Genomic DNA, 18,042 nt, shown 5'->3' on the forward strand with positions numbered 1-18,042 from the left:
ATGGCCAAGCTTGGAAAACGTACCCGCGCCGCCCGTGAAGCCTTTGCTGGAAAAGCAAATCTCAAGGTCGAAGACGCGATCTCCCTGGTGCAGGGTTCTGCCAATGCGAAATTCGACGAGACCGTCGAAGTCGCAATCAATCTCGGCGTAGACCCGCGCCACGCGGACCAGATGGTCCGTGGCGTCGTGTCGCTGCCCAACGGCACCGGCAAAACGGTTCGTGTGGCCGTGTTCGCCCGCGGCGCAAAGGCCGATGAGGCCCGCGAAGCTGGCGCTGATATCGTCGGCGACGAGGACCTGATGCAGGCGATCCAGGGCGGCGTGATCAACTTTGATCGCTGCATTGCGACGCCGGACATGATGCCGATCGTCGGTCGTCTTGGCAAGATCCTCGGCCCGCGCAACCTGATGCCGAACCCGAAGGTCGGCACGGTGACGATGGACGTGGCGCAAGCCGTGGCAAATGCCAAGGGCGGCGAAGTTCAGTTCAAGGCCGAAAAAGGTGGTGTCATTCACGCGGGCGTGGGCAAAGCCTCGTTCAGCGCCGACGCACTGGCCCAGAACATCCGCGCCATCGTTGACGCGGTTGCCAAGGCCCGCCCGACGGGTGCCAAAGGCACCTATATGCGCAAGGTTTCGCTGTCCTCGACCATGGGTCCGGGCGTCAGCGTCGATGTTGCGTCGGCCCAGGGTCTGTGACCCGTAGGGTGTGTGCTTGCACGCACCGTACCAGAATACCCGGTCCTTCGGGACCTGGGTTGACAGGGCGGAAACGCCCTGTCCTGTCCGAGACGGTGGGTGTCTGACGGTTTCGACCGGATGACTTAATTTCCTGCCTGAGATGGGAAACGAGACGAATTTGGTCGGGGAGTATTCCTCGGGTGGTTTTGGCCTCGGCTCCTGATCGGACCCGAACGCCCCGGTTCGCCGGGGCACAATTGAGCCGGGGGGCAACCCCCAAACTTGGAGCAAACCTGTGGATAGAGCACAAAAAGAAAGTCTGGTCGAAGAACTTGGCCAGATCTTTGAAAGCTCTGGCGTTGTTGTGGTTTCACACTACGCCGGCATGACGGTTGCTGAGATGCAGGACCTGCGCGCGAAAATGCGTGTTGCGGGTGGGTCTGTACGCGTTGCCAAGAACAAGCTCGCCAAGATCGCCCTTGAAGGAAAGCCCTGCGCAAGCATCGCAAACCTTCTGACGGGCATGACCGTGCTCGCCTATTCCGAAGATCCTGTCGCCGCGGCGAAAGTGATCGACGACTTTGCCAAGACCAACAAGAAGTTGGAAATCCTTGGCGGAGCAATGGGTGAGACCGCTCTGGACCAGGCTGGTGTCCAGGCCGTGGCACAGATGCCGTCGCGTGAGGAGCTTATCGCTTCGATCGTTGGCTGCATCGGGGCTCCTGCTTCGAACATCGCTGGTGCAATTGGCGCGCCTGCTTCGAACATCGCTGGCATCCTCTCCACTCTGGAGGAGCGGGAAGCCGCTTGAGCAATTGAAGGACCGCATGGGGCATGACGCCCCGTGTCGGATCACACCTTGACTGAATGAATGGACACCAAAATGGCTGATCTTAAAGCGCTCGCAGAGCAAATCGTAAACCTGACCCTGCTGCAGGCTCAGGAACTGAAAACCATCCTGAAGGATGAGTATGGCATCGAGCCCGCTGCTGGCGGCGCCGTGATGATGGCTGGCCCGGCTGCTGCCGGCGCTGAAGCTGCTGAAGAGAAGACCGAATTCGACGTCGTTCTCGTGGAAGCTGGCCCGAACAAGATCAACGTGATCAAGGAAGTTCGCGGCATCACCGGTCTGGGCCTGAAAGAAGCCAAGGATCTGGTCGAAGCTGGCGGCAAAGCCGTGAAAGAAGCAGCGCCGAAGGCCGAAGCAGAAGAAATCAAAGCGAAGCTGGAAGCAGCTGGCGCCAAGGTTGAACTGAAGTAATCGGACGGGGTGCAAGGCACCCTGTCGCAAGAATTGGCTGGGTCCGGCATGTCCGGGCCCGGCCCGTGCTGTTTTTGGCGATCGGTCTGGCATCCATCCGGGCCAGACCGACCTCCAGAAGCAGCCAGGGCTCGGGAGCTGACCGGTGGGACGGTCGGCAGGAATGGGGCCCCGCTTCTGTTTCGCATGGGGCAATGCCGCCGAGGCCCAACGGCTGGCGTGTCCGCGAAAGAATGAAAGGTTATACCGAGCATGGCTCAGTCCTATGTAGGCCAAAAGCGCATCCGTCGGATGTTCGGCAAAATCCGTGAAGTCCTGGAAATGCCAAACCTGATCGAGGTTCAAAAGTCGTCTTACGACTTGTTCCTGCGGTCGGGTGACAGCGATACGCCCTTGGATGGCGAAGGCCTGATGGGGACCTTCCAGTCGGTTTTCCCGATCAAGGATTTCAACGAAACCGCTGTTCTGGAGTTCGTGAAATACGATCTGGACAAGCCAAAATACGACATTGATGAATGTCAGAGCCGTGACATGACCTATGCTGGCCCGCTCAAGGTCACGCTGCGTCTGATCGTGTTTGATGTGGACCCGGACACCGGTGCGAAATCGGTCAAGGACATCAAGGAACAAGAAGTTTTCATGGGCGATCTGCCGTTGATGACGCCGGTCGGAACGTTCATCGTGAACGGCACCGAGCGCGTGGTCGTCAGCCAGATGCACCGCAGCCCCGGCGTGTTCTTCGACCACGACAAGGGCAAGACGCATTCGTCGGGCAAGCTGTTGTTCCAGTGCCGCATCATCCCGTATCGCGGTAGCTGGCTTGACTTCGAGTTCGATCCCAAGGACCTCGTGTTTGCCCGCATCGACCGCCGCCGGAAATTGCCGGTGACGACGCTTCTCTATGCCCTGGGCATGGATCAGGAAGAGATCGTCGACGCCTATTACAACAACGTTACGTACCGTCTGGAAAAGAACCGTGGTTGGGTCACCAAGTTCTTCCCCGAGCGCGTGCGCGGCACCCGTCCAACGATGGATCTGGTCGATGCGAACACCGGCGAGATCATCCTGAAGGCCGGCGACAAGGCCACGCCGCGTCTGGTCAAGAAGTGGATCGACGACGCCAGCATCACCGACCTTCTGGTGCCATTCGAGCATATCCTCGGCCGCTTTGCCGCGCGGGATCTGATCAACGAGGAAACCGGTGAGATCTGGATCGAAGCCGGCGACGAGATCACCTGGGAGCTGGACAAGGATGGCGAGGTCAAGGGCGGCAGCCTGAAGACCCTGCTCGATCAGGACATCACCGAGATTTCGATCCTCGACATCGACAACGCCAACATCGGCCCCTACATCCGCAACACCTTGGCGGCCGACAAGAACATGAGCCGCGACACCGCGCTGATGGACATCTACCGCGTCATGCGTCCGGGTGAGCCACCCACCGTCGATGCGGCCTCGGCACTGTTCGACACGTTGTTCTTTGACAGCGAGCGCTACGATCTTTCTGCGGTGGGCCGCGTGAAAATGAACATGCGCCTCGATCTGGATGCGCCCGACACGCAGCGCACCTTGCGCAAAGAGGACATCATCGCCTGTATCAAGGCGCTGGTTGAATTGCGCGATGGTCGCGGCGAAATCGACGACATCGACCACCTCGGCAACCGCCGGGTGCGCTCGGTCGGCGAATTGATGGAGAACCAGTATCGCCTGGGCCTGCTGCGCATGGAGCGCGCGATCCGCGAGCGCATGTCGTCGGTCGATATCGACACTGTCATGCCTCAAGACCTGATCAACGCCAAGCCGGCGGCGGCGGCGGTGCGTGAATTCTTCGGCTCGTCGCAGCTGTCGCAATTCATGGACCAGACCAACCCGCTGTCGGAAGTGACGCACAAGCGTCGCCTTTCGGCACTGGGGCCGGGCGGTCTGACGCGTGAGCGCGCAGGCTTCGAGGTGCGCGACGTTCACCCGACCCACTATGGCCGGATGTGCCCGATCGAGACGCCGGAAGGTCAGAACATCGGTCTGATCAACTCGCTGGCCACTTATGCCCGCGTGAACAAATACGGCTTCATCGAAACCCCGTATCGCAAGGTGATCGACGGCAAGGTGACGGACGAGGTGCAATACCTCTCGGCCACCGAGGAACAGCGCCACGTCATCGCGCAGGCCAACGCCTCGCTCGATGAGAATGGCGAATTCCTCAATGAACTGGTGTCGACCCGCAAGGGCGGCGATTTCATGCTGAACCCGCGCGAAGTGATCGACATGATCGACGTCTCGCCGAAACAGCTGGTTTCGGTCGCCGCGTCACTGATCCCGTTCCTTGAGAATGACGACGCCAACCGCGCCTTGATGGGCTCGAACATGATGCGTCAGGCGGTTCCGTTGCTGCAAAGCGACGCACCGCTGGTCGGCACCGGGATCGAGGGCATCGTCGCCCGCGACTCGGGCGCGTCGATCATGGCGCGTCGTGCCGGTGTCGTTGACCAGGTGGATGCGATGCGTATCGTTATCCGCGCCACCGAGATGCTGGAACCCGGCGAGCCGGGCGTCGATATCTATCGTCTGCGCAAGTTCAAGCGCTCGAACCAATCGTCCTGCATCAACCAGCGCCCGCTGGTGAAGGTCGGCGAAACGGTGTCGCGTGACGAAGTGATCGCCGATGGTCCAAGCACCGATATGGGTGAATTGGCCGTGGGTCGCAACATCGTCGCGGCCTTCATGCCGTGGAACGGGTACAACTATGAGGACTCGATCCTGATCTCCGAGCGGATCCTGAAGGATGACGTCTATACCTCGATCCACATCGAGGAATACGAAGTCGCCGCCCGCGATACAAAGCTTGGGCCAGAGGAAATCACCCGCGACATTCCGAACGTCGGCGAGGAAGCGCTGCGCAACCTCGACGAAGCGGGCATCGTCTATATCGGCGCCGAGGTTCAGGCCGGCGATATTCTGGTCGGCAAGATCACGCCAAAGGGTGAAAGCCCGATGACGCCGGAAGAAAAGCTGCTGCGCGCCATCTTTGGCGAAAAGGCCTCGGACGTGCGCGACACCTCGATGCGTCTGCCGCCCGGCTCGTATGGCACCGTGGTCGAAGTGCGTGTGTTCAACCGTCATGGCGTGGACAAGGACGAACGCGCCCTGCAGATCGAACGCGAGGAAATCGAAAGCCTGTCGCGCGACCGTGACGACGAGATGGCGATCCTGGATCGCAACATCTACTCGCGTCTGCGGACCCTGATCCTTGGCAAGACTGCCGTGAAGGGCCCCAAGGGCGTGCGTCCGAACACCGAAATCACCGAAGAACTGCTCGACGGGCAGTTGTCGCGTGGTCAGTGGTGGCAGCTTGCGCTCGCCGAGGAATCGGAAGCGCAGGAAGTCGAGGCGCTGAATGCGCTCTATGAGCAGCAAAAGCGCCAGCTGACGCATCGTTTCGACGACAAGGTCGAGAAAGTGCGCCGGGGTGATGACTTGCCGCCGGGCGTGATGAAAATGGTCAAGGTGTTCCTGGCGGTGAAGCGCAAGCTGCAACCGGGTGACAAGATGGCCGGTCGTCACGGCAACAAAGGTGTTGTGTCCAAGGTGGTGCCCGAAGAGGACATGCCGTTCCTCGCGGATGGCACGACCGTTGACCTCGTGCTGAACCCGCTGGGTGTGCCGTCGCGGATGAACGTGGGGCAGATTCTGGAGACGCACATGGGCTGGGCGCTGCGCGGTCTGGGCATCCAGATCGACGAGGCTCTGCAAGAGTATCGTCGTTCCGGCGACATGACCCCGCTGCGCGACAAGATGCGTCTGGGGTATGGCGATCAGGTCTATGACGACGCCTTCGCCGACATGGACGAGGAGAGTCTTGTCGAGTCGGCGTCGACCGTGACCAAGGGCGTCCCGATCGGCACGCCGGTGTTCAACGGCGCCAAGGAGGCCGACGTGAACGACGCCCTGCGCCGTGCCGGGTTCAGTGAATCCGGTCAGTCGGTGGTGTTCGATGGTCGGTCAGGCGAGCAATTCGCCCGGAAGGTCACCGTGGGCGTGAAATACATGCTCAAGCTGCACCACCTGGTCGATGACAAGCTGCACGCCCGGTCAACCGGGCCGTACAGTCTGGTCACGCAGCAGCCGCTGGGTGGCAAGGCGCAGTTCGGTGGCCAGCGTCTGGGTGAGATGGAGGTCTGGGCTCTTGAGGCTTATGGCGCTGCCTATACCCTGCAGGAAATGCTGACCGTGAAGTCGGACGATGTGGCAGGCCGGACCAAGGTCTACGAATTGATCGTCAAGGGCGAGGACAACTATGAGGCCGGTGTGCCTGAATCCTTCAACGTGCTGGTGAAGGAAGTCCGCGGCCTCGGCCTCAACATGGAACTCCTGAATTCGGAGGAAGAGGAATAACGGTGCGTGCCAGCACGCACCCTACGCAACAGCCGTAGGGTGCGTGGTTCCACGCACCTTCACTCCGCTCCCCCGACGCCTTTTCAAGGAATGTAAAATGAATCAGGAACTGACCACCAACCCGTTCAACCCGGTTGCGCCGATCAAGGCGTTCGATGAGATCAAGATCTCGCTGGCCTCGCCGGAACGGATCCTCAGCTGGTCTTTCGGTGAGATCAAGAAGCCCGAAACCATCAACTACCGGACCTTCAAGCCCGAGCGCGACGGCTTGTTCTGCGCCCGGATTTTCGGCCCGATCAAAGACTATGAATGCCTCTGCGGCAAATACAAGCGCATGAAATATCGCGGCGTTGTCTGCGAGAAATGCGGCGTTGAAGTCACATTGCAAAAGGTCCGCCGCGAGCGGATGGGTCATATCGAGCTGGCCAGCCCGGTCGCCCACATCTGGTTCCTCAAGTCGCTGCCCTCGCGCATCGGCCTGATGCTGGACATGACGCTGCGCGATCTTGAGCGCATCTTGTACTTTGAAAACTACGTTGTCATCGAACCGGGCCTGACCGAGTTGGGCTATTCGCAGTTGATGACCGAGGAAGAATACCTCGACGCGCAGGATCTTTATGGCGCGGACGCCTTCACCGCCGGGATCGGTGCCGAGGCCATTCGCGAAATGCTGACCGCGATCGACCTGCAGGCCGAGGCGGACAAGCTGCGCGAAGAGCTGAAGGAAGCCACCGGCGAATTGAAGCCCAAGAAGATCATCAAGCGTCTGAAGGTCGTCGAGGCCTTCCTCGAGTCGGGCAACCGGCGGAGTGGATGATCCTCACCGTGCTGCCGGTGATCCCGCCAGAGCTGCGCCCGCTGGTGCCGCTGGATGGTGGCCGTTTCGCGACCTCGGATCTGAACGATCTGTATCGCCGGGTGATCAACCGCAACAACCGTCTGAAACGTCTGATCGAGTTGCGTGCGCCCGATATCATCGTGCGCAACGAGAAGCGCATGTTGCAGGAATCGGTTGACGCGCTGTTTGACAACGGTCGTCGTGGCCGGGTCATCACTGGCAACAACAAGCGTCCGCTGAAATCGCTGTCCGACATGCTCAAGGGCAAGCAGGGCCGCTTCCGTCAGAACCTTTTGGGCAAGCGCGTCGACTTCTCGGGTCGTTCGGTCATCGTGACCGGCCCGGAATTGAAGCTGCACCAGTGCGGGTTGCCCAAGAAGATGGCGCTGGAGCTGTTCAAGCCGTTCATCTATTCGCGGCTTGAGGCCAAGGGCCTGTCCTCGACGGTCAAGCAAGCCAAGAAGCTGGTCGAAAAAGAGCGTCCCGAGGTCTGGGATATCCTTGACGAGGTGATCCGCGAGCACCCGGTTCTGCTGAACCGCGCACCAACCTTGCACCGTCTGGGCATCCAGGCCTTCGAGCCGATCCTGATCGAGGGCAAGGCGATCCAGCTTCACCCGCTGGTGTGCTCGGCGTTCAACGCCGACTTTGACGGTGACCAGATGGCCGTGCATGTGCCCCTCTCGCTTGAGGCACAGCTTGAAGCCCGCGTGCTGATGATGTCGACGAACAACGTTCTGTCGCCTGCCAACGGCTCGCCGATCATCGTGCCATCGCAGGACATGATTCTGGGCCTGTACTACGTCACCATGCAGCGCGAAGGCATGAAGGGCGAAGGCATGGTGTTCTCGGACATCGATGAAGTGGAACACGCGCTCCAGGCCGGCGAAGTGCATCTGCACGCCAAGGTTCAGGGCCGCATTCCGCAGATCGACGAGCATGGCAACGAGGTCATCATCCGCTATGAAACCACGCCGGGCCGTCTGCGGCTGGGCGCGCTGTTGCCCAAGAACACCAAGGCTCCGTTCGATCTGGTCAACCGTCTGTTGCGCAAGAAGGACGTGCAGAACGTCATCGACACCGTCTATCGCTACTGCGGCCAGAAAGAGTCGGTGATCTTCTGTGACCAGATCATGGATATGGGCTTCCGCGAGGCGTTCCGGGCGGGCATTTCCTTCGGCAAGGACGACATGCTGATCCCGGAAACCAAATGGACGCTGGTCAATGAGACCCGCGATCAGGTGAAGGAATTCGAACAGCAGTATCTTGATGGTCTGATCACCCAGGGTGAGAAGTACAACAAGGTCGTTGACGCCTGGTCGAAGTGTTCGGATGCCGTGGCCAGCGAGATGATGGGCGAGATTTCGGCCGTGCGGTATGACGCCGAAGGCCGCGAACTCGAGCCGAACTCGGTCTATATGATGTCGCACTCCGGTGCGCGTGGCTCACCTGCGCAGATGAAGCAGTTGGGCGGGATGCGCGGTCTGATGGCCAAGCCTTCGGGCGAGATCATCGAGACGCCGATCATCTCGAACTTCAAGGAAGGTCTGACCGTTCTTGAATACTTCAACTCGACCCACGGTGCCCGCAAGGGTCTGGCCGATACCGCGCTGAAGACGGCAAACTCGGGCTACCTGACCCGTCGTCTGGTGGACGTGGCGCAGGATTGCATCGTGCGCATGGATGATTGCGGCACCGATCGGTTCATCACGGCCACCGCCGCGATCAACGACGGTGAAGTGGTCGCCAGCCTCTCCGAGCGTGTTCTGGGCCGTGTCGCTGCCGAGGACGTGATCCATCCGGCAACCGGCGAAATCCTGGTCAAGTTCAACCACCTTATCGACGAGCGGGATGCCGACACCATCGAGGTTTCGGGTGTTGCATCCATGAAGATCCGCAGCCCGCTGACCTGTGAGGCCGAAGACGGCATCTGTACCAAGTGCTATGGTCGTGACCTGGCGCGCGGACAACTGGTCAACAAAGGCGAAGCGGTTGGCATCATCGCGGCACAGTCGATTGGTGAGCCGGGCACGCAGCTGACGATGCGGACGTTCCACATCGGCGGCATTGCTCAGGGTGGCAGCCAGTCGTTCCAGGAAGCTGGTCAGCAAGGCACGATCGAGTTCCGCAACACGTCGGTTCTGGAAAATGCCTCGGGGGATCAGATCGTTCTGGGTCGCTCCATGCAGGTCGCCATCATCGACGAGAACGGCGTTGAGCGGGTTGCTCACAAGTTGGCTTACGGTGCGAAACTGCACGTCAAGGACGGGCAAGCGGTCAAGCGCGGCGACAAGCTCTATGAATGGGACCCCTATACCCTGCCGATCATCGCCGAAAAGGCGGGTGTTGCGAAATTCGTCGATCTGATCAGCGGCATCTCGGTGCGCGATGAGACCGACGATGCAACCGGCATGTCACAGAAGATCGTGACCGATTGGCGCTCGACGCCCAAAGGTGGTGACCTCAAGCCCGAGATCATCGTCATGGACCCTGAAACCGGCGAACCCATGCGCAACGACGCGGGCAATCCGGTGACCTATCAGATGTCGGTGGACGCGGTTCTCTCGGTCGAAGAGGGGGCAGCGGTTGTGCCGGGTGACGTTCTGGCGCGTATCCCGCGCGAGGGTGCCAAGACCAAGGACATCACCGGTGGTTTGCCACGGGTGGCGGAATTGTTCGAAGCGCGTCGTCCCAAAGATCACGCGATCATCTGCGAGATGGACGGCTATGTGCGCTTTGCCAAGGACTACAAGAACAAGCGCCGGATCTCGATCGAGCCGGTGGATGACAGCCTGACGGCCGTTGATTACCTTGTTCCCAAGGGCAAGCACATCCCCGTGCAAGAGGGTGATTTCGTCCAACGTGGCGATTACATCATGGACGGCAACCCGGCGCCGCATGACATCCTGCGCATCCTGGGTATCGAGGCTTTGGCCAATTACCTGATCGACGAAGTGCAGGACGTCTATCGCTTGCAGGGCGTGAAGATCAACGACAAGCATATCGAAGTGATCGTGCGTCAGATGCTGCAAAAGTGGGAGATCCTGGATTCAGGGGAAACCACGCTGCTCAAGGGTGAGAACGTCGACAAGTTCGAGTTCGACGAGACCAACGAGAAAGCGATGGCGATGGGTCTGCGCCCTGCCAAAGGCGAGCCGATCCTGTTGGGCATCACCAAGGCGTCGCTGCAAACCCGCAGCTTCATCTCGGCGGCGTCGTTCCAGGAAACCACGCGCGTGCTGACCGAGGCTTCGGTCATCGGCAAGCGCGACAAGCTGGTTGGCCTGAAAGAGAACGTCATCGTGGGTCGTCTGATCCCGGCGGGTACGGGTGGCGTTGCCACGGCGATCAAGAAAATCGCCGCTGACCGCGATCTGGTTGTTATCGAACAGCGCCGCGCCGAGGCCGAGGCCGCCCTGGCCACGCAGCTTGAAGCGCCGGCTGAATCGGCAGATCATGGCTTTACCGACGCCTCCGACGGTGACGAGCGTTAAGTCAACGCCGCAGCAAAAAAAAAGCCCTTGCCCCCCGCAGCCCAGCGCTGCGGGGGGTTTTTAATGTCTGCCCTTATGGCGGGTCATGCCTTGGGTCAGATGGCAAAACGCAGCCGAGGGTATCCAAAGCGGTGGCATTGATCGTCGGGCGGCAAAAGCCACTTGGCCTTTGCGCGAAAGACTGCTCGAATGCGCCGAAGATTCGGAAGGCAAGCGCCACACGTCCAACCCCTCAACCCCTGAAGCGTCCAATGCCGGTTTTTCACGCATTGATTGCCAACTTGATATGCAGGATTTCGCAATCCCGTTGAGCAGGAATGCCAGGACTGACCGGATTAGCCGTGAGGCCTATTTTGTCCAGAACAGATTTCTACGAACGGCTTTCTCAGAGCGTCCATGCCTTGGGAGGCTACCACAACGCGCACCTTCATCTTGATCGTTCGCATACTTTGTCGATGTTCTCGGACCGCACGTCATTTCGTGCCTCCCATTTGACCCTCAGCCAGAAACACGGGCTTATTTCCGAAATTCATCAGGGCGAATACTATTCCAACAGCAGCCTTGAAGGGCGCATTAACAAAAGCCTCGATACCATGATCGCGTGCAATACCCGCCGCGCCGACAGTGTCATCGACGTCACGGCCGATGGTTTGGGTTTGCGTGCTCTGGAAGTTGCACGCGAAATCTCACGGGCGCGCGCCCATGAAATCGACTTTCGTCCTGCCGTGTATTCGCCGCTCGGCTTTCGCGATACCGAGCCAGAACGCTGGGCGCTTATGGAAGCGGGCGCGCCGATTGCAAGCTTTGTCGGGTGCCTACCGGAACGCGACGACACGGCTGACTATCCGGATCATATCGGTTACGAGGCATGTTGTAGCCGTATGCTTGACCTCGCCCGACGACACAACAAGATGCTTCAGGTTCACACGGATCAGGTCAATCACCCAAATGAATGCGGGACGGAACGCCTGCTGAATGTGATTGAGGCAGACGGTATTTATCGGGGCGAGGGCGCGGATCCGATGGTCTGGGCCATCCATGTGATTTCGCCCTCGACGTATAGCGAGGGCCGCTGGAATGAGCTTGTCAGTCGACTGGTTGCCGCGAATGTCGGGGTGATTTGCTGTCCATCGGGCGCGCTTGGCATGCGGCAATTGCGTGGCATGAGCACCCCGACCGGGAACTCGATCGCCCGGGTTCTCGAGCTTCTCGCTGCAGGCGTTCAAGTTCGTCTTGGCAGCGACAACATTGCAGACATGTTATCCCCTTCAACAACGGCAGACCTGACCGACGAGGTATTCCTGCTGACGGCGGCCCTTCGATTCTATGATATCGAAATCCTGGCCAAACTGGCGTGTGGGATTCCCTTGAATGCCGACGACGTTCACACTGTCAAAGAGCATCTCGAGGCCAATACTGTTGAAGTGGACAAGGCCATTACGCGGTGGGACGCGCCTCCTGCGACGTGAAGATCCTGACGAGGCCATGTTTGCGGCAGGATCCGACGCAGCGGACGCCTCTGGGTCTATGGCCCGGCGCGCCGTTCTGCCTCTTTAATTGTCATGTGGCGAAAGGCCGCTTTTGGGGATGATTGCGCAATCTGGCGCATGGCGCATCCTTGTGATAATCACGGTTCTCAAGCCAAATGCCTCATGCTTGGGAGGATAAGCAGGCCCATCCGGAAAGGGCGGCATCAATGTTGCGTCAAAGCACGAGTCTTGAACACGCTGATGGGCAAGTTCACACCGCGCTGGTCGACGTGTTCATGCGCGCATGGCCGCGTCCTGTCATCGAATCGGCTGGCAAGGGAACGATCCTTGTCAATGAGGATGATTTCGCCGACCACTCGATGCTGTTGCTCGACGGTTGGGTGGCGTTTTCCAAAATGCTGCCTGAAGGCGAAACCCAGATTATCGACGTCATGTTGCCCGGGGATTTCGCCTTGATCGGGGCGGTCAATGCCGCCGTTGCGACGTGCTCGATTGAAGCCCTGAGCGACGTGCGGTTCATTCGCATTCGGCCGACGCAGGCCAACGGCCCCGAGCCCGAGATGGCCAGATTGCGCGATCTGATGTCCGCCGAGATTGTCCGCACGCAAGCGCGCACCTCGGAGCTTTTGTTGCGGCTGGGCAAGGGGCGCGCCGCAAGCCGCGTCGCCTATGCGCTGCTGGAATTCTATGTCCGTCTCGAGGCCGTCGGGCTGGTGACGGATAACGGCTTCGTTTTTCCGATGACGCAGCACAAGATTGGTGAATTCACCGGGCTGAGCAATGTCCATGTTTGCCGGACGATGCGACGGTTCGAGAGGGAAGGGATCATCTCATACCCGACGAGCGGCGATATTGTTCTGCGCGATATCGGCGCGCTTTGTGACGTGGCGGATATCGAGTTGAAAACCTTCAAGCAGTCTGTCCTTGCCCATCGCGGCCGGTAACCTTACCGCGTCTCGACGACCTCACCCAGTGTCTGACCTGCCAGTTCTTCGCTTGCGTCATTGGCAATATCGCCCAGCGTGATGATCCCGGCGATTATTCCGTCGCGGTCCACGACCACAAGCCGTCGGATCTGCATGTCTGACATGAGGTGCGCGGCGCATTCGATCGTCTGGTCGGCAAGGCATGTCACGATCTGCGGTGACATGATGCGCCCGATGTTGATGTCGCCAATCGCGTTGGGAACCCAGCGGATCACGATATCCCGGTCGGTGAGGATGCCGATGGGTCGGCCATTGTCGCAAACTGGCAAAGCGCCCAAGCCCAGTTCCGCCATCAGCGCGGCCGCGGCCCGAACCGAGGTGTCTGGTGTGATGGTTGTAACGGGTGTGCGCATCACGCGACGGATCAACATGCGGGACCTCCCTGTCGAAAACGCAAAGCGACCCAATCAGAAATCAAGTGGCTGGCGCGCCAGATACAGCCCGGGTCAAGATGGTCGGTATCGGGGCGTTCCGGTGTGATCGTGCCGCCCCCAAGGGCGGCACGGGGGGTCAAATCGCATAGCGCAGGATTGCGGCCAACGGCGCGCCACCGGGGATATCCTGCGCGCGCACCGCAAGAACGCGTGCGCCGGTGCGCAAGGCACGGCCAGCGATTTCATCGACCACACCATAGCTTGTGGCGCCGTCGCCTTCGGCAAACGTGACCGCGCCGCTGACGTCATCAACCGTGCCCGGTGTCACCGCGTCCATATCGACCAGCAACGTCTCGATGCCGCCAAACGTGGCCGCGCGTGCGGCGTCCGAGATATCGCTGGTCGCCCGGGCCTGTGCGAGATGCGACTCGAAATGCTCGGTGAATTCCGCCAGACGTTTCGCGTACCAGGCATCCAGAATGGGGCGCGCGGCCTTGGCCAGTTCGGCTTCGGTCATCTGGTCGGGCGACACTTCGATCATGTCGTCCAGCAGCTCGACACGGCTCAGCGCGCGGAACTGCGACGCAACAGGCAGTGTCGAGGCCAGGATCACCGGGATCTCGGACCCTTTCAACACCGGGCGCAGCGCCGCGTCGATCTTGCGGATATACTGCCCAAGGCGGATCTTCTGCCCCTCTTTGCCCTGAATGCGACGGCCAGTACCGCTGTCGTTGATCGTCGCTTTGCCCACCGCGCTGGCGGCGTCTTTGGGCATGTCCGGCACCCGGATTTCGGTCGCAGGCAGATCGCTGGACATCCGGACCAACCGCACGGCGTTTTCCGAGACCGCCAGAATATGGGCGGCATTCGGGAAGGTGTTGGCGCGCAGCAGCGGCTTCAAATGGAAGCGATCCGAGACCGCGACCATGTCGACCAACGCACTGGCCAGTTGAAACGTGACCAGCTTTTCCGGCGTCGCCAGAATGACCAGACCGTTGGCCTGATGTTCCCAGAAATCGTCATCCTCGAGGATCGTGTCGAACTGTTCCTGCAATGGCCAGATGCGGCGCTTTTCGAGGTTTGACGCCTCCAGCTGGTCGGTAGCATCCTTGACCAACTGGCGCAGGGTCGTGCGGCTTTTGCCGATTTTCTGGGTCAGGGGCGTGGTCGCCAGATAGATCGAGACACAGGCGTCCGAGCGCACCAGACCCAATTCACCAATTTCGCGGGACGTCGGCAGATCAACATAAAGCATGGAGGTTTTCTTTCTTGCACAACAGGGAATCCGTCTGGCCCGATGGCCGTCTGGACGTATTCCTTGCAGCATAGCCCCTCGCCGCAGCGCCGCATTGACCGGGGTTAACGAGGGTCAGAAATCCGGGGTCTGTTTGCGCTTGTCGCGGGCCTTGAGGGCCTCGAATCCGATGATGACATCCAGAAGTTCGGTGGTGATCTCGTCTTGACGGGCTGACCGCATTTCGGCGGTCAGGGCGTCTAGCTGGTCGTCGATGGATTGTTCGGCTTGCTGCATCCGGGCGAGCCGGGCGGCGTTCTCGGTGACCATGGCTTCGGCGGCCGAGCGGAACAGTCTGGCAAACAGATGGTTGCGGATCAAGGCGGCCAGCAGTTGCGGCGCCGGCATCCGGAACTGCGGCAGGCTGCGCGAGTCCCAAGGGGTTTGCGCAAGCTGCCCCGTCATCTTCGGGTCGAGCGGCAGAAGGCGCGTTGTGATCGGGTGTTGCTGCCCATGCGCGCCGCGCTGCATGTGTACCAGCGTCACCGTGACGCCCGCCGTCGCATCGGCGCTGTGCAGGGTGTCCAGTACGGTGATCAAACGACCCGAGAGCCGCCCCAATCCATCGGCGGTCGCGGGCGGCAAGAGGGTCATTTCCGGCGTGATCCCCTGTCCAATCAGGGCGTCCTCCATCTGGGCGCCAATGCACAGAACGCGCGTGTGGGCCAATGTCTGCATGACACGCAGGGCCTCTTCGGCGATGATCTCGTTGTAATTGCCGCAAAGCCCGTGGTCAGAGCCAAAGGCAATGACGATGGCCCTTGATCCCGGGTCGGTTGCAACCGGCAGCGGGCCATGGCAGCGCACGAATGCATGGAACCCCGTCAGAACCGTCTTGTGATAGGCCTCGATGGCCTGCGCGGCCTGCTCATAGGGCAGGGCGTTGATCGCCGACATGGTTTTCATCGTGCTGACGATGCCGCGAATGCTGCCCATCGTCTGAATGCGGTGATTGAGGCGTTCAAGCGTCTGGGCCATCGCCACCTGCAATCGCCGCTTTTGCGGTGTCGAGTATCTTTTGCCGCAGGTCGTCGGACAACTTTTCATTGTCGGCGATCAGTGCCGCCAGCCCGCTATCGTCGGCCTTGATCGCGCGGCGCATGGCCTGCATGGCGTTGCGGGCCTGGCCCTCGGTCATGCCGTCCAGCAGTCCCGCCATCGCCGCCACCAGCACCGCCAGTTGTTCATTGGCCGGGATCGGGTCTCGCTCGGCTTGGCGCAGGGCATTGCGCACGGCGGTGCCCCGCGCCAGACGGGCGCGGGTGGCGTCGTCGAGCCTTGTGCCGAAGCGCGCGAAATCCTCCAATTCCTCGAATTGCGACAGGGTGACGCGCAGGTTTCCGGCCACATCGCGGAAGGCGCGGGCCTGTGCCTTGCCACCGACTCGGCTGACCGACACGCCCAGATCAACGGCGGGAAACTGGTTGGTGCGCACCAGACGCGGCGACAGATAAATCTGCCCGTCGGTGATCGAGATCAGGTTGGTCGGGATATAGGCCGACAGGTTCTCGGCCTGCGTTTCCACCACCGGCAACACGGTGATCGAGCCCTTGCCCTCGCTGAACTGCCCGGCGCGTTCCAGCAGGCGGGCGTGGACGTAGAAGATATCGCCGGGAAAGGCCTCGCGCCCCGGTGGGCGGCGCAGCAGCAGCGACAGCTCGCGATAGGCTTGGGCGTGATGGGTCAGATCGTCCATGACCACCAGCACGTCACGGCCCTTGGCGGCGAAATCCTCGGCCATCGACATTGCCGCGTAGGGCGCGATATAGGCCAGCCCCGGCGTTTCCTCGTCGCCGACCGAGACGATCACCGATTGATCCATCATGCCCCCGTCGGTGATCGCGCCGATCACTTGCGCCACGGCATCGCCGCGCTGGCCGATGGCGCAATAAATGCAGATCACGCCGGTGGTCTTCTGGTTCAGAATCGTATCGACGGCAATCGAGGTTTTCCCGGTCTGCCGGTCGCCAATGATCAGCTCGCGCTGGCCAAGGCCGACGGGCACGGCGGCATCCACGGCCTTGATGCCGGTGGCCAAAGGGCGCGAGACGGCGCGGCGGATCAGGATTTCGGGCGCTTCGGCCTCGATCGGGGTATGGGTGGGCGTGTCCACCGGCCCCAGCCCGTCACGCGGGCGGCCCAACCCGTCAACGACGCGGCCCAGCAGCGCAGGCCCGACCGGCACCGAGACGACGCGGCCGGTGCGCCGCACATCCTCGCCCATCCTGACACGTTCGGACGGCCCCAGCAGCACGACACCCAGCCGCCCCGGTTCAAGGTCGAACACGATGCCCTGCACACCGCTGGCGAAATCGAGCATTTCATCCGACAAGGCGCGCGCCAGTCCGGTGACGATGGCGATGCCGTCGCCGACCTCGGCGACGCGGCCAACCTCGCTGACCTCGGGCGCAGGGGGTGGCGCGTCGAGCAGGGCATTGAGCAGGTCCTGCGTGGTTTTCAGGTCAAAGGCCATCGCTCAGACCCTTTGGCGCGCGGCGTCCGGCGTGGCTTTGCAACTGCGCCTCCAGACCGTTCAGATAGCTGTCGGTGGTCCAGCCCACCTGCGCCCCGCCCAACCGCAGGGTCAAACCCGGCGAGAGCGTGGCGTCGGTCTCGAACCGCAGCGCAAAGCCCGGCAGCACCGCCGCCAGATCGTCGCGCAGGGTGGTTTGCACCTCTTCGGGCAGGGGATCGCGGGTCAGGGCGACGGCCTCGCGGCTGTCGCCCGCCGCGTCGCGCAGGTCCTCGGTCATGCCGCGAAGCTGCGTCGCGGCGTGCAGCGCGATGCGCTGTTCCAGCGACTCATCGGCCAGATCGGCCAGCGCCTTGCGGGTCAGCGCCAGCAGCGCCTTGGCCCCGGTCAAATGCAGATCGGCGGAGTATTGACGGACCTCCTCGGCGCGCAGCGCCTCGCGCTCGGATTGCTCGGCCAGCAGGGTCTCACGGGTCTGCGCCAGCAGGGCATCACGCTCGGCCTCGGCGGCGCGGCGGGCTTTATCCAACATTTCGGCGCGACTGGCCGACAGGTCCGCGATCTGCGCCTTGAAATCCGCCGCCTTGGCATCGGCCTGCGCCCGAATGGCGGCGGCCTCGCCCATGCGGGCGGCGATTTCGGCCTCGCGCGCGTCGATCCCGTCCAGGATCGGCCGGTACAGAAACCGCTTGAGCAGCCAGACCAGCACCAGAAAATTGGCGATCTGCGCGCCGACCGTGATCCAGTCAATCGACATTT

The 18,042-nt window shown here is 61.2% G+C and carries 11 protein-coding genes and 1 pseudogene; 7 read left to right on the forward strand and 5 right to left on the reverse strand.

Translation table 11 applies throughout. The features are described 5' to 3' along the window. From rplA to VDQ28_RS09830, 7 genes and pseudogenes are all read left to right on the forward strand, one after another. Positions 1-699, forward strand: coding sequence for a 50S ribosomal protein L1 (gene rplA, locus VDQ28_RS09800; protein WP_323035767.1), 699 nt, complete (start codon positions 1-3; stop codon positions 697-699). Positions 700-976: 277 nt separating this feature from the next. Next, complete coding sequence (gene rplJ, locus VDQ28_RS09805) at positions 977-1,492, forward strand: 50S ribosomal protein L10 (protein ID WP_323035768.1); 516 nt, start codon at positions 977-979, stop codon at positions 1,490-1,492. 72 nt (positions 1,493-1,564) lie between these two features. Next, entirely contained in the window at positions 1,565-1,942 is a 378-nt protein-coding gene (gene rplL, locus VDQ28_RS09810) for a 50S ribosomal protein L7/L12 (RefSeq protein ID WP_323035769.1), read from the forward strand. Between the two features lie 252 nt (positions 1,943-2,194). Continuing rightward, on the forward strand, positions 2,195-6,334 hold the full coding sequence (gene rpoB / locus VDQ28_RS09815) for a DNA-directed RNA polymerase subunit beta (RefSeq protein WP_323035770.1): 4,140 nt from the start codon (positions 2,195-2,197) through the stop codon (positions 6,332-6,334). Positions 6,335-6,431: 97 nt separating this feature from the next. After that, positions 6,432-10,666 (forward strand): annotated as a pseudogene (gene rpoC / locus VDQ28_RS09820) (DNA-directed RNA polymerase subunit beta'). Positions 10,667-10,983: 317 nt separating this feature from the next. Then, complete coding sequence (locus VDQ28_RS09825) at positions 10,984-12,135, forward strand: hypothetical protein (protein WP_323035771.1); 1,152 nt, start codon at positions 10,984-10,986, stop codon at positions 12,133-12,135. A gap of 227 nt (positions 12,136-12,362) precedes the next feature. Then, on the forward strand, positions 12,363-13,100 hold the full coding sequence (locus tag VDQ28_RS09830; RefSeq protein ID WP_323035772.1) for a Crp/Fnr family transcriptional regulator: 738 nt from the start codon (positions 12,363-12,365) through the stop codon (positions 13,098-13,100). A 2-nt stretch (positions 13,101-13,102) separates the two neighbouring features. On the opposite strand, the gene VDQ28_RS09835 is transcribed toward VDQ28_RS09830, so the two are convergent. The 5 genes from VDQ28_RS09835 to VDQ28_RS09855 all read right to left on the reverse strand — a co-directional run bounded on the left by VDQ28_RS09835 (position 13,103) and on the right by VDQ28_RS09855 (position 18,040). Continuing rightward, a complete protein-coding gene (locus tag VDQ28_RS09835) occupies positions 13,103-13,513 on the reverse strand; it encodes a CBS domain-containing protein (RefSeq protein ID WP_323035773.1) in 411 nt (136 codons plus the stop codon). A gap of 139 nt (positions 13,514-13,652) precedes the next feature. Next, positions 13,653-14,771: a hypothetical protein gene (locus VDQ28_RS09840; RefSeq protein WP_323035774.1), complete on the reverse strand. Its 1,119-nt coding sequence runs from the start codon at positions 14,769-14,771 to the stop codon at positions 13,653-13,655. Positions 14,772-14,885: 114 nt separating this feature from the next. Further along, positions 14,886-15,788, reverse strand: a complete 903-nt coding sequence (locus VDQ28_RS09845) for a FoF1 ATP synthase subunit gamma (protein WP_323035775.1) — start codon at positions 15,786-15,788, stop codon at positions 14,886-14,888. Then, the gene (locus tag VDQ28_RS09850) at positions 15,772-17,283 is read right to left on the reverse strand and encodes a F0F1 ATP synthase subunit alpha (RefSeq protein ID WP_323035776.1); all 1,512 of its coding nucleotides are present in this window, start codon (positions 17,281-17,283) and stop codon (positions 15,772-15,774) included. The genes VDQ28_RS09845 and VDQ28_RS09850 overlap by 17 nt, the downstream gene beginning before the upstream one ends. Further along, a complete protein-coding gene (locus VDQ28_RS09855) occupies positions 17,273-18,040 on the reverse strand; it encodes a F0F1 ATP synthase subunit B (protein ID WP_323035777.1) in 768 nt (255 codons plus the stop codon). The genes VDQ28_RS09850 and VDQ28_RS09855 overlap by 11 nt, the downstream gene beginning before the upstream one ends. Between the last annotated feature and the right edge of the window lie 2 nt (positions 18,041-18,042).

It is taken from the genome of Pararhodobacter sp. (assembly GCF_034676545.1).
Taxonomy (GTDB): Bacteria; Pseudomonadota; Alphaproteobacteria; order Rhodobacterales; family Rhodobacteraceae; genus Pararhodobacter.